Source organism: Pseudomonas sp. 10S5 (assembly GCF_035019745.1).
Lineage (GTDB): Bacteria > Pseudomonadota > Gammaproteobacteria > Pseudomonadales > Pseudomonadaceae > Aquipseudomonas.
Map to the genome: position 1 here is coordinate 25,941 of NZ_JASJVL010000020.1, position 17,234 is coordinate 43,174.

The window sequence follows — 17,234 nt, forward strand, 5'->3', positions numbered from 1 at the left end:
TTATACAGTAGCGCAAAGCATTTCTCAAAATAACTACCCGAACGGATAACACGAAACCCCGGCCAAAGACCGGGGTTTCGTATTTCCTAGGATCGCTATTTGCGGCGGCTATACAAGTATGGACGCGGATTAGCCGTTTTGGCGGATACCAGCCACTAGCCATGGCTGGTTGTCGCCTTGCGGACGCTCCATGTTCCAGCTTTCGCTAAAGACTTCACCTTGATCGAATCGCGAAGTCTTGGACAGACCGGAGAAGGTCAGTGTCGCAACAGTTTTATCAGAGCGATCATCCAGTCCATCGAGTTGCACAGTCAGGTTGTCGATGTAGGTCGACTGGAAGCCGTCGCCCAGGTTGGCACGTTCCTGTTTCAGGAACTGCAACATCTGTGGCGTAACGAACTCCGCAATCTTGTCCATCTCGTTGGCGTCCCAGTGCTGTTGCAGCGACTGGAAGTGGCCGCGAGCGGCTTCTAGGAAGCGTGATTCGTTGAACCAAGCGGGCGCGTGGATCACTGGAGCGGGCGCAGCACTTGCAGACGATCCGCCGAACATCGGAGCCTGGGCCGGTTGCTCGATGGTTTCACGCTGAAACGGCGTTTGACCTGCTGCGGCCATGTCTGGTTGCTTGCGACGACGCGCGGCGATGAACCGGAAAATCACGAAACCGATGATGGCCATGATCAGGATGTCGAAAAACTGCATTCCGTGGAAACCGCCGCCCATGAACATTGAGGCCAGCAGGCCACCTGCTGCAAGGCCGGCCAACGGACCCAGCCAGCGCGACGCGCCGCCTGCGGGACGGGCAGCGGCGGCTGCACCTGCAGCACCCGGTGCGGCAGATGGAGAGGAGGAAGGCGCTTGACGCATTTGATGGCTTGGCGCGGAACCGAAAGACTTGCCGCCACCGAAGCGCGCGTTGGCGTCGAGGCTCATTGTGAGCCCGATGCACAACACCATTACGATGCTTAGAAAACGTTGCATAAGGGATTCCCATTTGTGGATTGCACGCGCGCCATGTTGCACATGAGCCATGACGATAGCTAGCGACTAAATGTTTCGGGCTTTTACCTTGACTTGGTGACGTCCGATTCTATCAAGTCTGTAAGACATTTTTCCGGGTGGGGGCTTTCAGGATCGCCCAGGACTTCTGCCAGATCTCAAATCGCTTCAAGTTTCGCATAACCCATCATCAACCATTTACTGCCCTCTTCGAAATTCACTTGGACTCGAGCCTGAGCCCCCGCGCCTTCGAAGTTCAGAATCACGCCTTCGCCGAACACCGAATGCTGCACTCGCTGACCCAGACTAAACGCAGTGTCTGGAATGCCGGTGCCATTGAAAAGGCTGCTGGTGCCCATCTTTTGCACGCCGCCGAACGGTCGGCTGACGCTGTTGGACAACCGTACTTCCTGAATCAACGTCGGCGGGATCTCGCGAACGAAGCGCGACACTTTGTTGTAGGTTTCGGTGCCATACAAACGACGGGTTTCCGCGTAGGTCATCACTAACTGCTGCATGGCGCGAGTGATGCCGACGTAAGCCAGCCGGCGTTCTTCTTCCAGCCGGCCAGGTTCTTCCAGGCTCATCTTGTGCGGGAATAGGCCTTCTTCCATGCCCACCAGGAACACGTAAGGAAACTCCAGGCCCTTGGCGCTGTGCAAGGTCATCAGTTGCACGCTGTCTTCGTGTTCTTCCGCTTGGGTATCACCCGCTTCCAACGACGCATGGCCGAGGAAAGCCGCCAGCGGCGACAGGTCGGCGTCTTCTTCAGCATTTTCGAAGTTGCGTGCGGCGCTGACCAATTCCTCAAGGTTTTCCACCCGAGCCTGGCCTTTTTCGCCTTTCTCTTCCTTGTGGTAGTTGATCAGTCCAGATTGCTCGATCACCGTTTGAGTCATGAGGTGCAACGGCATCTCCATGACTTTCGCGGCCAGATTTTCTATCAGTTCCACGAACCCACCCAGCGCCCCGGCTGCGCGACCGGTAAGGCCCTTGTTGGCGATCAGTTGGCGCATGGCCTCCCACATCGACACATCAGCGTGGCGAGCATGCTCACGAATGGCTTCGACGGTTTTTTCGCCGATACCCCGTGCCGGAACGTTGATCACCCGCTCAAGCGCAGCATCATTGCCGCGTCCGTCGAGCAAGCGCAGGTACGCCATGGCGTTCTTGATTTCGGCACGCTCAAAGAAGCGCTGGCCGCCATAGATTCGGTAAGGGATTCGTTCGCGCAGCAACGCCTCTTCAAGCACTCGCGATTGGGCATTGGAGCGGTAAAGAATGGCGATGTCGCTGCGCATCAGGCCGGTCTTCAGGGCGCTTTCGATGGTTTCGACCACGTAGCGCGCTTCGTCGTGCTCGTTGAACGCGGCGTACAGATTAATCAGCTCGCCGTCGCCACCGTCAGTCCATAGCTCTTTGCCCAAGCGCCCGCTGTTGTTGACAATCAACGCGTTGGCCGCTTTCAGGATGCTCGCGGTGGAACGGTAGTTCTGTTCCAAACGGATGGTTTCGGTGTCAGGAAAATCTGACGAGTACTCGTGGATGTTTTCAATTTTGGCGCCGCGCCAGCCGTAAATCGACTGATCATCGTCGCCAACTACCATCAAGCTGTCGCCACCCTGGGCCAACAATCGCAGCCAGGCGTACTGCACGGCGTTGGTGTCTTGGAATTCGTCGACCAACACATGGCGGAAACGACGTTGGTAATGGGCTAGCAGGCCAGGATTATCTCGCCACAAGTCCAGGGCTCGCAGCAGCAGCTCGGAGAAGTCAATGACCCCGGCGCGCTGGCAGGCGACTTCATAGGCTTCATAAATAGCCTTCATGGTGGTCAGAAAAAGATCACCCACAGCCTGAATATGTTTCGGACGCAGGCCTTCGTCTTTCTGTCCGTTGATGAACCATTGCGCTTGGCGGACCGGCCAGCGTTGTTCATCCAGGCCCATCTCGCGCATCACGCGTTTGACCAGCCGTTGCTGGTCATCACTGTCGAGAATCTGGAAGTTCTGGTTTAAACCTGCTTCTTGCCAATGCGCCCGCAACAAGCGGTGCGCCAAGCCGTGGAAAGTACCAACCCACATGCCCGCCGGACTAATGTCCATCAGTTGCTCGATGCGGTGACGCATCTCGGCAGCGGCTTTGTTGGTGAACGTCACCGACAAAATCGAGTGGGATGAGGCTTGCTCCACTTGGATCAGCCAAGCGATTCGGTGCACCAGCACACGGGTTTTACCGGAACCAGCGCCGGCAATGACTAACTGACGACCCACGGAGGCCGCTACGGCCTGACGTTGGGCATCGTTGAGGGAGTTCAGCAGAAGGGAGAGATCATCGCGCATCGGCGCATTCTAGGGTGCTGGGCTATGTCGGGCAAACCAAGCTTTGCATTAGCCGATAAAAGCGATGCCGGAGATGACCGGTTGGTCAGGCCTGGAAGCGGGCTGGGCCGTGCCTGAGCCGTGTGTAATAGGGTGTTCAAACCAAGCAGCGCATGGATTATATGATCATCGACAGTTTGGTGTAGAGGGCGCCTTGTGTATGCTCCGTTCATGTTTAAGGCTCAAACCATTAATAAGAACACCGCCTATGACTTCTAGCATCAGCTCGTCGGGTGCCGCTGTTGCGACCTGGCGAGTGATTCGCGAGCGATTTGCGCTACAGATTGCCGTTGATCGCACGCGTTTGCTCTATCAGGGGTCGCTATTGCCGACCCTATTTATGTTGCTCAACGGTTTGGTCTGCAGCGGGTTGTTGTGGAGTCCCAAGCGTTATCTGATGATCAGCATTTGGCTGGGTTGGCTGACGACGTTAGTGGGCTTGCGCGTCATCCAGGTTGCCGCGTTTAACGCTGCGTCGCCACTGCGTCAGGCGCAGAATGTTCCTGTTGGGAACCTCGATCAGCGGCCTGACACTGGCTAGCACTACCCTCGCTCTGACGCCCGCTGACAGTTTCTTGCAGCAAGCTTGGGTATTCGGCTTGATTGGCGCGGCGACATTGTCGGCCAGTGTCGCCTATGCCGTCAGTATGTCTGCGTTCCTGACCTTTACTCTGTCATGCATGGTGCCGTCGATCGCCTATCTGTTTTTGTGGGGCGACGTGCAACTGCGCGGCTGGGCATGGCTCGGTCTGATTTTGCTGGTGGCAATAATTGTGGTGGCGGTGCAGATCAACCGCTTGGTCCGTCGAGGCTTGCTGAGGCGATTCCAGAATCAGGCTTTGATCGAGCGTTTGCAGCAAGCCCATTCTCAGAGCGAGCAGCTTAATCAAGAATTGGCGTATGAAATCGAGCAGAGGCGCAGAGCTGAAGGGGCACTACGTGAGGCTCAGGCCGAGCTCGAAGCAAGAGTCGCTCAGCGCAGCCTCGAACTGTGCGTGGCCAATGAGGCCCTGAGCAATAGTGAGGTTAGCGCCAGCAAGCACCTTGAAGAACACCGCCGCTTAGCGGCCACCGTTTTCGAGGCCGCCAGCGAAGGCATTGTAATCCTCAACCCGGATTACATTATCGTCACCGCCAACCAGGCTTTTAGCCGGGTTACCGGCTACCTGCCGGAAGACATTTTGGGCCATAACGTCACCGAGCTGGCATGCAGTCGGGATGCAAAACGTCACTTTTCAGCGATACATCAGTCGTTGGGACACACCGATAGCTGGCAAGGCGAACTGGCCGAAACCCGAAAAAGTGGTGAGTTATATCCACAGTGGCTCCAACTCAATGTGGTACGCGACACTCGCGGAAAGGTCAGTCACATCGTGGGGTTTTTCGCCGACCTGTCGGCGCGGCGTGAATCCGAGGAGCGTATGCGCTACCTCAGTCATTACGACGAACTGACAGGTCTGGCCAATCGTTCGCTGTTCAAAGAGCGCCTGCGCGAAGCTAACCTGCGCATGCGCCAAGGGGGCAGGGGGCTGGCGCTGCTGCACATCGATTTGGACCGCTTCAAGCTGCTCAATGACAGCTTGGGTCATGAGGTTGCCGACCAACTATTGCGTCAAGTTGCCCGGCGCTTGAGCAGCGCTATGCCCGAGGCCGACACCATTGCGCGATTGTCGGGCGATGAATTTGCCGTGCTATTCGATGCTTATGGCAATTTATCCAGTCTGGCGCGGGTGACCAGCCGACTATTGGCTAAGCTGCGCATGCCGCTGACGGTTGATGGGCAAGAGTTAGTGATCAGCGCTTCTGTTGGAATTAGTTTGTTGCCTGATTCTGCCAGGGAGATTTCGGCACTTGTCAGTCAAGCGAACATGGCCATGCAACACGCCAAACACTTGGGCGGTGATAATTTCCAGTTCTACACTGACAGCTTGCAGGCCAGCACCTTGGAGCGTTTGCAGCTAGAGAATCAGTTGCGCAAAGCCATTGATGAAAAACAGCTTCAGGTGTTCTATCAACCCAAACTCTGTCTCGCGACGGGCCGTCTGAACGCCGCTGAGGCATTGGTGCGCTGGCGGCACCCTACGCTTGGCATGGTGCCGCCGGCGGACTTCATCGGGCTGGCTGAAGAGACCGGACTGATCGGACCGATTGGCGAGTTCGTCTTGCGCCAGGCCTGCCGGCAAGCATGCGAATGGCAGCGGCAGGGGTTTGAGCCGATTCGGGTATCGGTCAACCTTTCGGTCCATCAATTGCGTCAGGGCAAATTGGTCAGCCTGGTTCGCCAGGTATTGGAAGAGACGGGGCTTGCGCCGCAATACCTCGAGCTGGAACTGACAGAAAGCCAGCTCCTTGACAGCGTCGAGCACATTATCGCGACCTTTCATCAGCTAAAAGGTCTGGGCGTAAAACTGGCCATTGACGACTTCGGCACCGGTTATTCGTCATTGAGCTACTTGAAGCGTTTCCCGGTGGATTACGTGAAAATCGACCAAACGTTTATCCGAGGTCTGGGCGAAGGCACCCAAGACGCCGCGATTACCCACGCCATCATTGCGATGGCCCACAGCCTGGATTTGAAAGTCGTCGCTGAAGGCGTGGAAAACCGAGAGCAGCTGGCGTTTCTCAAGGCTCATGGGTGTGATGAAGTGCAGGGCTATTTGATTAGTCGGCCAGTGGAAGCCAATGCTGTAGGGCAGTTACTGCGTGAGTATTTGCCTGATACGTGGATGTGAGCACCGACTCAAAGAGCGAAGTTGTGCGCGAGGCGGCTGATGCGGTGTGTCAGTTATGCGTCTTCGCCAACAAGTTGGCTACAGGGGGATTGAGGGGAAAGGTTGGGTGAAATTGAATATATGGATGATCGGTGTAGCGCTGATGTTGGCTGCAAGCGGCAACGACCAAGCATCGATGCGCTGTGCAAGCGGCTTGATTGATGAGGGCGACACTATCAGCGCCGTAGTCAGTAGGTGCGGGCAGCCTGCCAATCGCCGGGTTTCGGCGCCTGCAGTGAATGCCGATGGTGTCCAGGCTTACAAATCAGTGACCGTCGAGGACTGGGTGTATGGGCCAGCCAATGGTTTGTATCAATACCTGCGCTTCATTGACGGGAAGTTAGTAAGCATTCGCAGTGCCCGGAAATAAGAAGAAGGTTTGTCTTTGAGGGGGCATCGGATATTTCTTATTTTGAGTGCATCATTTTCGACATATCTTGCGCCCCGGCTCGTTTAGCTGTGCGGCCCGCAGGTCATGTAGTATAACTACAAGAAAGCTACATCCCGGCCCAGCCGTCATCATTGAGTCCTCCCCTTTGAATCTGTTGCAACACATCGGCCAGTCACGCCATTTGCTACGCAAGTCGGAACTTAAGGTTGCCGACCATGTGCTGCTTGACCCTGCAGCCGTGATGCACAGCTCCATGGCTGACCTTGCGCACAGCGTTGGCATCAGTGAGCCAACCATTGTGCGTTTCTGTCGTGCCATTGGTTGCACCGGATTCCAAGACCTGAAGCTCAAACTGGCGCAGAGCCTGGCCGCAGGTGCCAGCTTCGGTCAGTTCGCCATTCATGAAGACGATTCGGTTGCCGATTACAGTCTGAAAATTTTCGACACCACGCTGCACACGCTGATGGAGGTGCGGGAAAATCTCGACCCTCATGCGTTGCAGTCGGCGGTGACGGCCATGGCGTTGGCGCAGCGGGTCGAGTTTTATGGCTTCGGCGCTTCTGGCGCCGTGGCGGCGGACGCTCAGCACAAATTTTTTCGACTGTTACTGACCGCTGCCGCCTATTCCGATCCGCACATGCAGGCCATGTCAGCCGTGACGCTCAAACCAACCGACGTCGCGATTTGTATTTCCCAGTCGGGCCGCTCCAAGGATTTGCTGATCACCGCTAATCTTGTCCGCGAAAGCGGTGCCACGTTGATCACCTTGTGTCCAAGCCAAACGCCGCTGGCAGAGTTGGCCACTATCAACCTGGCCATCGACGTTCATGAAGACACTGAAATTTATACGCCGTTAACCTCTCGAATTGCGCACTTAGTCGTCATTGATGTACTGGCGATGGGTGTTGCCATGGCCCGAGGACCGAGTTTGGTTAACCACCTGAAAAGCGTTAAACGCAGCCTGCGTAGCCTCCGCTTATCACCAAAATCAGTCAAAAACCTCGACGACTGAAGGACCGCTTTCGCGAATGAATCTAATGCGTTAATGGCAGAAACACCGTCAAAAATCATTCATCACTCTGTCATCTGATCGCCGCGTAATCGTCATTGCCCGCGTTCATGCTCAAGCTCCCGCAACGTAATGGGAGACAGGACATGCCTCGGCACTACGATGAAGCACAGCAGCACGCCATCACCGCGACCGCTGTACACACCTCGAAAAACACCCGTCGACAGCAAGAAGATCAGCGCCGGATGGAGTTCCGACGCGCCATCGAAAGCTATTCCGAGCAGCGACAGTTGGCCCAGGAGCTTTCTGATTATTTCGACGTGGGCCCAGTCACAAGTGTGTGGCAGCAGAGCGCGGTAGATTCCCGTCGAAACGTTCAACAAGTCGGCTGATTTGCACGCGTTCGGCGCGGATGAACGCAAGGAAGGCATGTGCAACCGGCGACAGCGGCTTGTCTTTGGCTTGCACCACGCACCAGCTGCGGTAAAGCGGCAACTCGGCCACCGGCAGCTCGCGCAGCATGCCAGTGGCCAGTTCCAGGCTTAGTGCGTGGCGTGTCAGCATCGCCAGCCCCAGCCCCGCCACCACGCTTTCACGCTGAGCTTCGTTCGAAGCGACTTCCAGCGTATGACTAAAATGAACGCGCTTTTCTTTGAAGTATTCCTCACACGCTTTGCGTGTGCCTGAGCCGGGTTCACGGATCACCAGTGGGTACGGTTCCAAATCCTTGAGCGTCAGCGTTTGAATAGTGCACAACGGATGGTCCGGCGGCGCCACAGCGACGATCGGATTGTTGAGAAAGGGCATGAATTCCAGGCCCATGTCCTGCGGCACCATCGACATCACTACCAAGTCATCCCGGTTGTCCGACAACCTCCTGATAGCCTGCGCCCGATTGACCACCGTCAAGTTAAACATGACGTCTGGATATTGCCGTTTGAACGCGGCGAACAGATGCGGGACAAAATACTTGGCGCTGGATTCGATGGCTAATTTGAGCTGGCCCTGCAACGAACCCTGCATATCCGTCAGTTGCATATCGAGGTTTTCCAGCCGCCCAAAAATGTCGCGACTGGCAGTCTTGAGTGCTTCCGCAGCCTCCGTCAGATAGAGCTTTTTACCTACGTATTCAAACAGGGGCTGGCCGATAAGCTCCTCAAGTTGACGAATCTGTAGGCTAACGGCTGGTTGAGTGAGCGCCATTTCTTCAGCCGCCCGGCTATAGGATTTCAGATCGCACACTTCATTAAAAATACGAAGTTGACGTAATGTTATACGCATCAATGACTTACGCATATTTTTCACCTTTTATAAACGTCGATTAAAACGACTATAAGGTTTTACTTATATACACCCCAACTTTTACTGATTTTTATTAATCTTGCTTACGGCTTAGGGTAGCTCTCGTAATGCGACTGCATCGCAGTAAGCGGGTCATACGCCGAACGGCCTAGCCGGTTCGTCTGTTCTAACGGTCGAGGCTTATCTGTCGAGGAATGCCAGTGATAACAAAAATTCTGATCGCTAACCGCGGTGAAATTGCTGTCCGGATCGTGCGTGCTTGCGCCGAGATGGGCATTCGCTCGGTTGCGGTCTATTCCGACGCCGACCGTCATGCGCTGCACGTCAAACGCGCTGACGAAGCCCATAGCATCGGCGCTGAACCGCTCGCGGGCTATTTGAACCCGCGAAAGCTGGTGAATTTGGCTGTGGAAACCGGTTGTGATGCGTTACATCCCGGTTATGGTTTTCTTTCGGAAAACGCTGAACTGGCGGATATCTGCGTCGAGCGTGGAATCAAATTCATTGGTCCTTCAGCTGAAGTCATTCGCCGCATGGGTGACAAAACCGAAGCGCGGCGGAGCATGATCAAGGCCGGCGTACCGGTGACGCCGGGCACCGAAGGCAACGTTGCAGACATCGCTGAAGCATTAGTCGAAGGCGAACGCCTCGGTTATCCGGTCATGCTAAAGGCAACCTCCGGCGGTGGCGGTCGCGGCATTCGTCGTTGCAACAGCCCTGAGGAATTAGAGCAGGCGTTTCCACGGGTAATCTCGGAGGCCACTAAAGCTTTTGGTTCGGCGGAAGTCTTTCTCGAAAAATGTATCGTCAATCCCAAGCATATTGAAGCCCAGATACTGGGCGACAGTTTCGGCAACGTTGTTCATCTGTTCGAGCGAGATTGCTCGATTCAGCGCCGTAATCAAAAGTTGATTGAAATCGCTCCCAGCCCCCAGCTGACCCCTGAACAGCGCGCTTACATCGGCGACCTGTCAGTGCGCGCGGCCAAGGCGGTAGGCTACGAGAACGCCGGCACCGTGGAGTTCTTGCTCGCCGAGGGCGAGGTGTACTTCATGGAGATGAACACTCGGGTGCAGGTGGAACACACCATCACCGAAGAAATTACCGGCATCGACATTGTTCGTGAACAGATTCGCATAGCCTCCGGCTTGCCACTTTCAGTCAAGCAAGAAGACATCATTCACCGTGGTTTCGCCTTGCAATTTCGGATCAACGCCGAAGACCCTAAAAACAACTTCCTGCCGAGCTTCGGCAAGATCACCCGTTATTACGCACCCGGCGGCCCTGGTGTGCGCACCGACACGGCGATCTACACCGGCTACACCATTCCGCCGTTCTACGACTCGATGTGCCTGAAGCTGATCGTCTGGGCGTTGACCTGGGAAGAGGCGATGGACCGAGGCCTGCGCGCACTGGACGACATGCGCCTGCAAGGGGTCAAGACCACGGCGGCGTACTACCAGGAGATTTTGCGTAATCCGGAATTCCGTAGCGGCCAGTTCAACACCAGCTTCGTTGAAGCCCATCCGGAACTGACCAACTACTCGATCAAGCGCAAACCCGAAGAGTTGGCCTTGGCCATCGCCGCCGCCATTGCCGCCCACGCAGGCCTATGAATAAGTTAGTGAATAGCTTCAAGCGCCAAGCTGCAGGCAAAAGCCAATCACGCTTTTTCTTGTCGCTTGAAACTTGCAGCTTGTCGCTACAGGAGCTTTCGAATGTCTAAAAAAATCTTTGTCACCGACACCATCCTGCGTGACGCTCATCAGTCGCTGTTGGCTACGCGCATGCGCACTGAAGACATGCTGCCAATCTGTGAAAAGCTCGACAAGGTTGGCTATTGGTCGCTGGAAGTCTGGGGCGGCGCGACCTTCGATGCCTGCATACGGTTTCTGAAAGAAGACCCGTGGGAGCGCCTGCGCCAGTTGCGTGCGGCGTTGCCTAACACGCGTTTGCAAATGCTGTTGCGCGGCCAGAACCTGTTGGGCTATCGGCACTACAGTGATGACGTGGTGCGTGCTTTCGTGGCCAAGGCTGCAGTCAACGGCATCGACGTGTTCCGTATTTTCGATGCGATGAACGACGTTAGAAATCTGCGCGTGTCGATTGAAGCGGTCAAAGCGGCTGGCAAACATGCTCAGGGCACGCTCGCGTACACCACCAGTCCAGTGCACACCATCGACGCATTTGTGGCGCAGGCTAAACAGATGGAAGCCATGGGTTGCGACTCGGTAGCGATCAAGGACATGGCTGGCCTGTTGACGCCGTATGCCACTGGCGAACTGGTCCGGGCGCTGAAGGCTGAGCAATCGCTGCCGGTGTTCATCCATTCCCATGATACGGCTGGCCTGGCCGCGATGTGTCAGCTTAAAGCGATTGAAAACGGCGCCGATCACATTGATACCGCCATTTCTAGCTTCGCCTGGGGCACGAGCCATCCTGGGACTGAATCGATGGTGGCTGCGCTCAAGGGCAGCGAATTCGATACCGGTTTGAATTTGGAGTTGCTGCAGGAAATTGGTCTGTACTTCTACGCAGTGCGTAAAAAATACCACCAGTTCGAGAGCGAATTCACCGCTGTCGACACCCGTGTGCAGGTCAACCAAGTGCCGGGTGGGATGATTTCAAACTTGGCTAATCAGCTTAAAGAGCAGGGTGCGCTAAACCGCATGGCCGAAGTGATGGCCGAAATTCCTCGGGTCCGTAAAGACCTCGGCTACCCACCGTTGGTAACCCCGACTTCTCAGATCGTCGGTACTCAGGCGTTTTTTAACGTGCTGGCCGGTGAGCGCTACAAAACCATCACCAACGAAGTGAAGCTGTACCTGCAAGGTGGTTACGGTAAAGCGCCGGGCATTGTGGACGAAAAGCTGCGTCGTCAGGCCATTGGTAATGAAGAACTCATCGACGTTCGCCCAGCGGATTTGCTCAAGCCGGAAATGGTCAAGCTGCGGGCGGAAATCGGTTCGGTGGCCACGTCTGAAGAAGATGTGTTGACCTATGCGATGTTCCCGGACATCGGGCGCAAATTCCTCGAAGAGCGCGCAGCGGGTACGTTAAAACCCGAAGAGTTGTTGCCGATCCCCGAAGCGGGCGGCGTCAGTAAAACCGGCGGAGAGGGTGTACCGACTGAGTTCGTGATCGACGTACACGGTGAAAGCTACCGCGTCGATATCACCGGTGTCGGCGTCAAAGCCGGCGGCAAACGCCACTTCTATCTGACAATCGATGGCATGCCGGAAGAGGTGGTTTTCGAACCGCTGAACGAGTTTGTGGGTGGCGGCATCGGCAAACGGGCGCAAGCCACTGCGCCAGGCCATGTGAGCACCACCATGCCGGGCAACATCGTCGATGTATTGGTCAAAGAAGGCGCTGTGGTCAAAGTCGGTCAGGCCTTGCTGATCACTGAAGCAATGAAGATGGAGACCGAAGTACAGGCTCCCATCGCGGGCAAAGTCACAGCAATCCATGTCGCCAAAGGTGATCGCGTCAACCCTGGCGAAATTCTGGTGGAAATCGAGGGCTGATTCGATACCCGCTTAACTGTTTACTCTGGGGGGAGCACTTGTGGCTCCCCTTTTTTTATGCGCAATGGTGAGTGCTTCCCTGTAGAGCCAACGTGTTGGCGAAGCGATTTACCTGATAAACCGCTGTATACGCATCGCCCACACGTTGGCTCCTTCAGATATGTGCGGATTTTATAGGGCTCGGAAGCTTTCCAGTATTCGAATCTGTTGCCCGTCCTTGAAGTTATCCACAGCCAACCACCCTTCAAACACCTGCTGCAACGTTGGCCATTGCGTGTCGATTATCGAATACCACGTGGTGTCCCGATTGACCCCTTTAACCACCATGTGCTGACGGAACGTGCCTTCGAAGGTAAAGCCGAAGCGTTCAGCGGCGCGTTTGGAGCGTTGGTTGCTGTCGTTACACTTCCATTCCAGACGTCGATTACCCAACACAAAAGATTCTTTGGCCAGCAGGTAAATGACCTCGGAGCCCTTGGCGGTGCGCTGCATGGCGCCGCCAAACATCACGTGACCAATTTCGATGCGGCCATGATCAGGGACGATCGACATCAGGCTCAGGCAGCCATCCACGACGCCGGTCTCGCGGTCTATCACGGCGTAAAACCAGGGGTCGTTCCCGGCTGCGAGGCGACTCAACCAAGCATCAAAATCAACGCGTTGATTGAACGGACCATAGGGCAAATAATCCCAAAGCTTCGGGTCAGAGTTCGGGCCCTGTAAGGCGACCCACAAACCGTCGCCATGACGCGCAACGTCCAGCTTCTCAAGACGTATCAAGCGTCCTTCGATAGGTTTGGCATTGGGCAGTTTGGCCGGTTGCCAGTGCAGTTCAGTGGTCGGCATGAGCAAATTCCAGGGCTAGAGCGGTTTACGAAATTGAATGAAACCGGGGCGTTCGGCGATGCGTTCATACAGCTGAATGGCGGTGGCATTGGTTTCGTGGGTCAGCCAATGAACCTTGTCGCAGTTATTTTCACTGGCCGTGGCGTAAACATATTCGATCAACTGCCTACCAACCCCGGAACCGCGCTGTTCCGGAATTACCAACAGATCTTGCAGGTAACAGGCGTTCTTAATGCTCCAGTTAGAGCGATGGTAGATGAAGTGAACCATGCCAACCGCTTTGTCACCGCTCCAGGCGAGGGCAGCGTTAGTGGGTTCGCTCCGGTCTAGAACCCGCTGCCAGGTGACGTCACTGACGCTGTCGGGCAGTTCAGTCTTATAGAAGGTCAAATAGGTTTTCCACAGCGCACGCCATGCGGCGTGGTCTTCCTGCGTGACGGGACGAATCTGTATCTCGGTCATCAATGGCTCCTAGCGCATCAGTCGGGCGAGTTCATTGTCATTGGGCACGGCACTGGCGGCGAGGCCGTCACGGACACCCGCAATATCCGCAGCGTTGCGGTTCTGGTTGAGCTTGCGCTTTCCTTCGAGCCGGCTGATTGGCACGACAAACCCGACGATGGCGCTGAGCATTTTGTCGATGTACGCCTTTGGCGCGTCCTCCACGGCCCAAGGCGTGGCGCGTCCGGCTTCATGCTTGTCGGTCAAAGTGCTGACCAGATCAAGCAGTCGACTCGCGTCGTGAAACACTTCGGGCGTGCCATAAGCGTGAATCACCAAAAAATTCCAGGTCGGCACCACTTGGCCATGTTCGGCCTTGCTCGGATAGAACGATGGGCTGACGTAAGCATCCGGGCCGGTAAAAATCAGCAGGGCTTCGGCGCCGCTCTCCAGCTCCTTCCACTGTGGATTGGCTTTGGCCAAATGCCCGTGCAGGGTGCCATTCGGGCCTTGGTCGGGGTTGAGCAACAACGGCACATGGTTGGCCAGCAATCCCAGCGCGCCGTGGGTAACTAGAACGGCCAAGCGCGTGCTTTCAATCTGCTGGTGAATGATTGCGAGGTCGTCTTCTTTAAACGCGCTGGGTAGGTACATGAGTTTTTCCTTGGCTGACGGTTAAATCTTAGGCAGGCTATTGGTTGGTTGTAAGAGCCATTAACGATCAATTTCGTAGGGCCAATTCATGACGTTCAGCACCTCTTCTTTTCCATTCGATGCTGCCGGTATCGAACTTGATCGCAGCCGCGGATTGAGCCGCCAGCTTTATCAAACCCTACGCCAACGGATTCTCGACGGCAGTTTGAGCAGCGGCACGCGATTGCCAGCCAGCCGTGATCTGGCAGCGTCGTTATCGATTTCCCGAAACAGCGTCATGCGCGCCTACGACCAGCTTTATGCAGAGGGTTTTACCGAGGGGCGCATTGGCGACGGCACTTACGTCGCGCAACTGCCCTCACCGTCGTTCGCAACAAAGAAATCAATTAAGTTATCCACAAAAGTGTCCACAGGGTTACCCACAGCGTTATCCACAGTTTCGACGACCCATCAAATTATCCACAGCACAGCACTTAATTTGCTTCAGCAACACCATTTGCCCCTGCCACGAGGTGATGTCCCACGGGCGTTTCGGGTAGGCGTGCCGGCCTTTGACCTATTTCCATTCGGAGTTTGGGCCAAGTTACACGCTGCTTTTTGGCGCAAGCCGGACTTGGGGCGATTGGGTTATGGAGAGCCAGCGGGGGACTGGCGCTTGCGCGAACTGATCTCGGCCTATTTGCGCAGTTCCCGAGGTTTGCATTGCAGCCCTGGGCAAATAGTAATCACCAGCGGCGCGCAGCAAGCGATTAGCCTTTGTGCACAACTGTTGGTGGAGGTGGGCGACACGGTGGCGGTGGAAAATCCAGGTTATCGCGCTGCGGCCCACGCATTCGCCATCGCCGGGGCGCAGTTGCACGGCATCGGTGTGGACAACGAAGGCATGCGTTGCTCCGAGCTGCTGCATAGCGACTGCACGCTGGCTTACGTTACACCTTCGCATCAATACCCTACGGGCGTGACCATGAGTCTGGCGCGGCGTCTTGAAATTCTTGCCTGGGCTGAGCGGACTCAAGGCTGGATTGTCGAGGACGATTACGACGGCGAGTACCGTTACAGTGGCGCACCGTTGGCACCCTTGGCGGCGCTGGATCAGAGCGGACGGGTGTTGTACGTCGGCACCTTTGGCAAAATCGCTTTTCCGGCCCTGCGCCTGGGCTACCTGGTGCTGCCGCTGGGGTTGGTCGAAGCGTTCAGTCAGCGCCGTGCCGTGGACATGCGTCACTCGGAAGTCGGTACCCAAGCGGTCATGGCTGAATTCATCGCTGCCGGGCATTTTCAGCGACACATCCGCCGCATGCGCCGTGCTGCGCTGAGTCGCCGCGATGCGCTGTTGGCGGGCTGGCCACAAGAGGTCAGCGGCTGTGGCGCAATGCCAAAAGTCGTTGCTGGACTCCACGTCGCGGTGCCGGTCGCCACGCTGGCCCGTGAGCGAGAGTTGATAGACAAGGCTGCAAGCGTCGGCGTTGAAATCAATCCGTTGAGCGATTACTGGTTGCCCACGTCCGCTGGTGCTCTGGACAACCGGGCAGGCATGGTCCTGGGTTTTGCCGCCGTGTCTGAGCCAAGCATTCACCAGGCGCTAGCTAAGCTGCGCCAAGTTTGGGTGGATTAAGCGTTTATACTCGGCGCCATTGCCATCATTCACCGAGATCCGTTATGAGTCTTCCTCTTTCTGCGACGACTGCACGCAAGCCCGCCGCGCCGTTAATCGCTTTTGTTTTGTTGTTATTGGGCGCTGTGTTTTTGCAAAACAGCGTGGGTCCGCGCCAGATGTCGTTGCTGGTAGTCGGCGCGGTGTTGGGTCTAACTCTGTACCACGCTGCGTTTGGTTTCACCTCGGCGTGGCGGGTGTTTATCAGTGATCGCCGAGGCGCCGGTTTGCGCGCGCAGATGGTGATGCTGGCGGTAGCGGTGGTGCTGTTCTTCCCCGCGCTGGGCGCGGGCAGTTTGTTTGGTCAGCCAGTAGTCGGTCTAGTGGCGCCTGCCGGTATTTCCGTGGTATTCGGGGCGTTCATTTTCGGGATTGGCATGCAACTGGGTGGCGGGTGTGCATCGGGCACCTTGTTCACCGCCGGTGGCGGTAATGCGCGGATGCTAGTGACGCTGCTGTTTTTCATTGTCGGTTCGTTGATCGCTACGCAACACGTGGATTGGTGGTTTTCACTGCCGTCGTTTCCGGCGATTTCCATCGTTAAAAGGTTCGGGGTTTATCCCGCGTTGGTGATGAGCCTGGCGCTGTTCGCGATTATTGCGGCGGTGACCGTGCGCCTGGAAAAGCGCCGTCATGGTCAGCTTGAGGAAGGCGTCACCAGCGAGCACATCGGCCTGCGCCGTTTTCTGCGCGGGCCTTGGCCATTGGTATGGGGCGCGATCGGTTTGGCATTGCTCAACTTCGCGACCTTGGCACTCGCCGGTCGGCCATGGGGAATCACCTCGGCTTTCGCGTTGTGGGGCGCCAAAGTCGCCAGTGGTCTAGGCGTGGACGTTGGCAGTTGGGTGTTTTGGCAACTCCCGGGCAACGCCAAAGCCTTGGCTGCGCCGGTATGGGAAGACGTCACCAGTGTCATGGACATCGGCATTATGCTGGGTGCGCTGTTGGCAGCAGGGCTGGCCGGACGTTTCGCCCCCAACCTGAAAATCCCCGCCCGCTCATTGATCGCGGCAGTCATCGGCGGTCTGTTGTTGGGTTACGGCTCTCGCCTGGCCTACGGCTGCAACATCGGCGCCTACTTCAGCGGCATCGCCTCCGGCAGCTTGCACGGCTGGGTGTGGCTGGTGGCGGCGTTTATTGGGAATGGCGTCGGGGTGAAATTGCGGCCGTATTTCTTTGTCGGTGAGCGTCCGCAGGTGGCGTTGAGTGGGTGCTGAATAGGAACGGTAACTGCAGCGATTGTTTAGACAAAAAATGCA

Annotated in this window: 13 protein-coding genes and 1 pseudogene; 8 read left to right on the forward strand and 6 right to left on the reverse strand. The window is 56.3% G+C overall.

Features of this window, described 5'->3' with window-relative positions; translation table 11 throughout:
* Positions 1–129: 129 nt before the first annotated feature.
* Both QN378_RS19430 and uvrD read right to left on the reverse strand, forming a co-directional pair.
* Positions 130–981: a Tim44 domain-containing protein gene (locus QN378_RS19430; RefSeq protein ID WP_322206080.1), complete on the reverse strand. Its 852-nt coding sequence runs from the start codon at positions 979–981 to the stop codon at positions 130–132.
* 176 nt (positions 982–1,157) lie between these two features.
* A complete protein-coding gene (gene uvrD, locus QN378_RS19435; protein WP_322206081.1) occupies positions 1,158–3,341 on the reverse strand; it encodes a DNA helicase II in 2,184 nt (727 codons plus the stop codon).
* 247 nt (positions 3,342–3,588) lie between these two features.
* Here uvrD and QN378_RS19440 point away from each other — a divergent pair.
* The 4 genes and pseudogenes from QN378_RS19440 (at position 3,589) to QN378_RS23675 (ending at position 7,943) form a co-directional block, all read left to right on the forward strand.
* Positions 3,589–6,112: pseudogene (locus QN378_RS19440) on the forward strand (putative bifunctional diguanylate cyclase/phosphodiesterase).
* A gap of 106 nt (positions 6,113–6,218) precedes the next feature.
* Positions 6,219–6,521: a DUF2845 domain-containing protein gene (locus QN378_RS19445; protein WP_322206083.1), complete on the forward strand. Its 303-nt coding sequence runs from the start codon at positions 6,219–6,221 to the stop codon at positions 6,519–6,521.
* Between the two features lie 166 nt (positions 6,522–6,687).
* Entirely contained in the window at positions 6,688–7,554 is an 867-nt protein-coding gene (gene hexR, locus QN378_RS19450) for a transcriptional regulator HexR (RefSeq protein WP_323548765.1), read from the forward strand.
* Positions 7,555–7,697: 143 nt separating this feature from the next.
* Positions 7,698–7,943, forward strand: coding sequence for a PA3496 family putative envelope integrity protein (locus tag QN378_RS23675; RefSeq protein ID WP_369124715.1), 246 nt, complete (start codon positions 7,698–7,700; stop codon positions 7,941–7,943).
* Here QN378_RS23675 and QN378_RS19460 read toward each other — a convergent pair.
* The gene (locus tag QN378_RS19460; protein WP_322206085.1) at positions 7,882–8,847 is read right to left on the reverse strand and encodes a LysR family transcriptional regulator; all 966 of its coding nucleotides are present in this window, start codon (positions 8,845–8,847) and stop codon (positions 7,882–7,884) included. The genes QN378_RS23675 and QN378_RS19460 overlap by 62 nt on opposite strands.
* 206 nt (positions 8,848–9,053) lie before the next feature.
* Here QN378_RS19460 and QN378_RS19465 point away from each other — a divergent pair, with 206 nt between their 5' ends.
* Positions 9,054–10,469, forward strand: a complete 1,416-nt coding sequence (locus QN378_RS19465; RefSeq protein ID WP_297837925.1) for an acetyl-CoA carboxylase biotin carboxylase subunit — start codon at positions 9,054–9,056, stop codon at positions 10,467–10,469.
* A gap of 102 nt (positions 10,470–10,571) precedes the next feature.
* The gene (oadA, locus tag QN378_RS19470; protein ID WP_322206086.1) at positions 10,572–12,380 is read left to right on the forward strand and encodes a sodium-extruding oxaloacetate decarboxylase subunit alpha; all 1,809 of its coding nucleotides are present in this window, start codon (positions 10,572–10,574) and stop codon (positions 12,378–12,380) included.
* A 171-nt stretch (positions 12,381–12,551) separates the two neighbouring features.
* Here oadA and QN378_RS19475 read toward each other — a convergent pair whose 3' ends face one another.
* The 3 genes from QN378_RS19475 to QN378_RS19485 are packed head-to-tail and all read right to left on the reverse strand — an operon-like array spanning position 12,552 to position 14,321.
* A complete protein-coding gene (locus tag QN378_RS19475; RefSeq protein ID WP_322206087.1) occupies positions 12,552–13,226 on the reverse strand; it encodes a GNAT family protein in 675 nt (224 codons plus the stop codon).
* Between the two features lie 15 nt (positions 13,227–13,241).
* Positions 13,242–13,688 (reverse strand): GNAT family N-acetyltransferase, encoded by a 447-nt coding sequence (locus QN378_RS19480; protein ID WP_322206088.1) that lies wholly within the window; start codon positions 13,686–13,688, stop codon positions 13,242–13,244.
* A gap of 9 nt (positions 13,689–13,697) precedes the next feature.
* Positions 13,698–14,321 (reverse strand): FMN-binding negative transcriptional regulator, encoded by a 624-nt coding sequence (locus QN378_RS19485; RefSeq protein ID WP_322206089.1) that lies wholly within the window; start codon positions 14,319–14,321, stop codon positions 13,698–13,700.
* Positions 14,322–14,409: 88 nt separating this feature from the next.
* Between QN378_RS19485 and QN378_RS19490 the strand changes: the two genes are divergently transcribed.
* On the forward strand, positions 14,410–15,936 hold the full coding sequence (locus tag QN378_RS19490) for a PLP-dependent aminotransferase family protein (protein WP_322206090.1): 1,527 nt from the start codon (positions 14,410–14,412) through the stop codon (positions 15,934–15,936).
* A 44-nt stretch (positions 15,937–15,980) separates the two neighbouring features.
* Entirely contained in the window at positions 15,981–17,192 is a 1,212-nt protein-coding gene (locus QN378_RS19495) for a YeeE/YedE family protein (RefSeq protein ID WP_323548768.1), read from the forward strand.
* Positions 17,193–17,234: the final 42 nt, after the last annotated feature.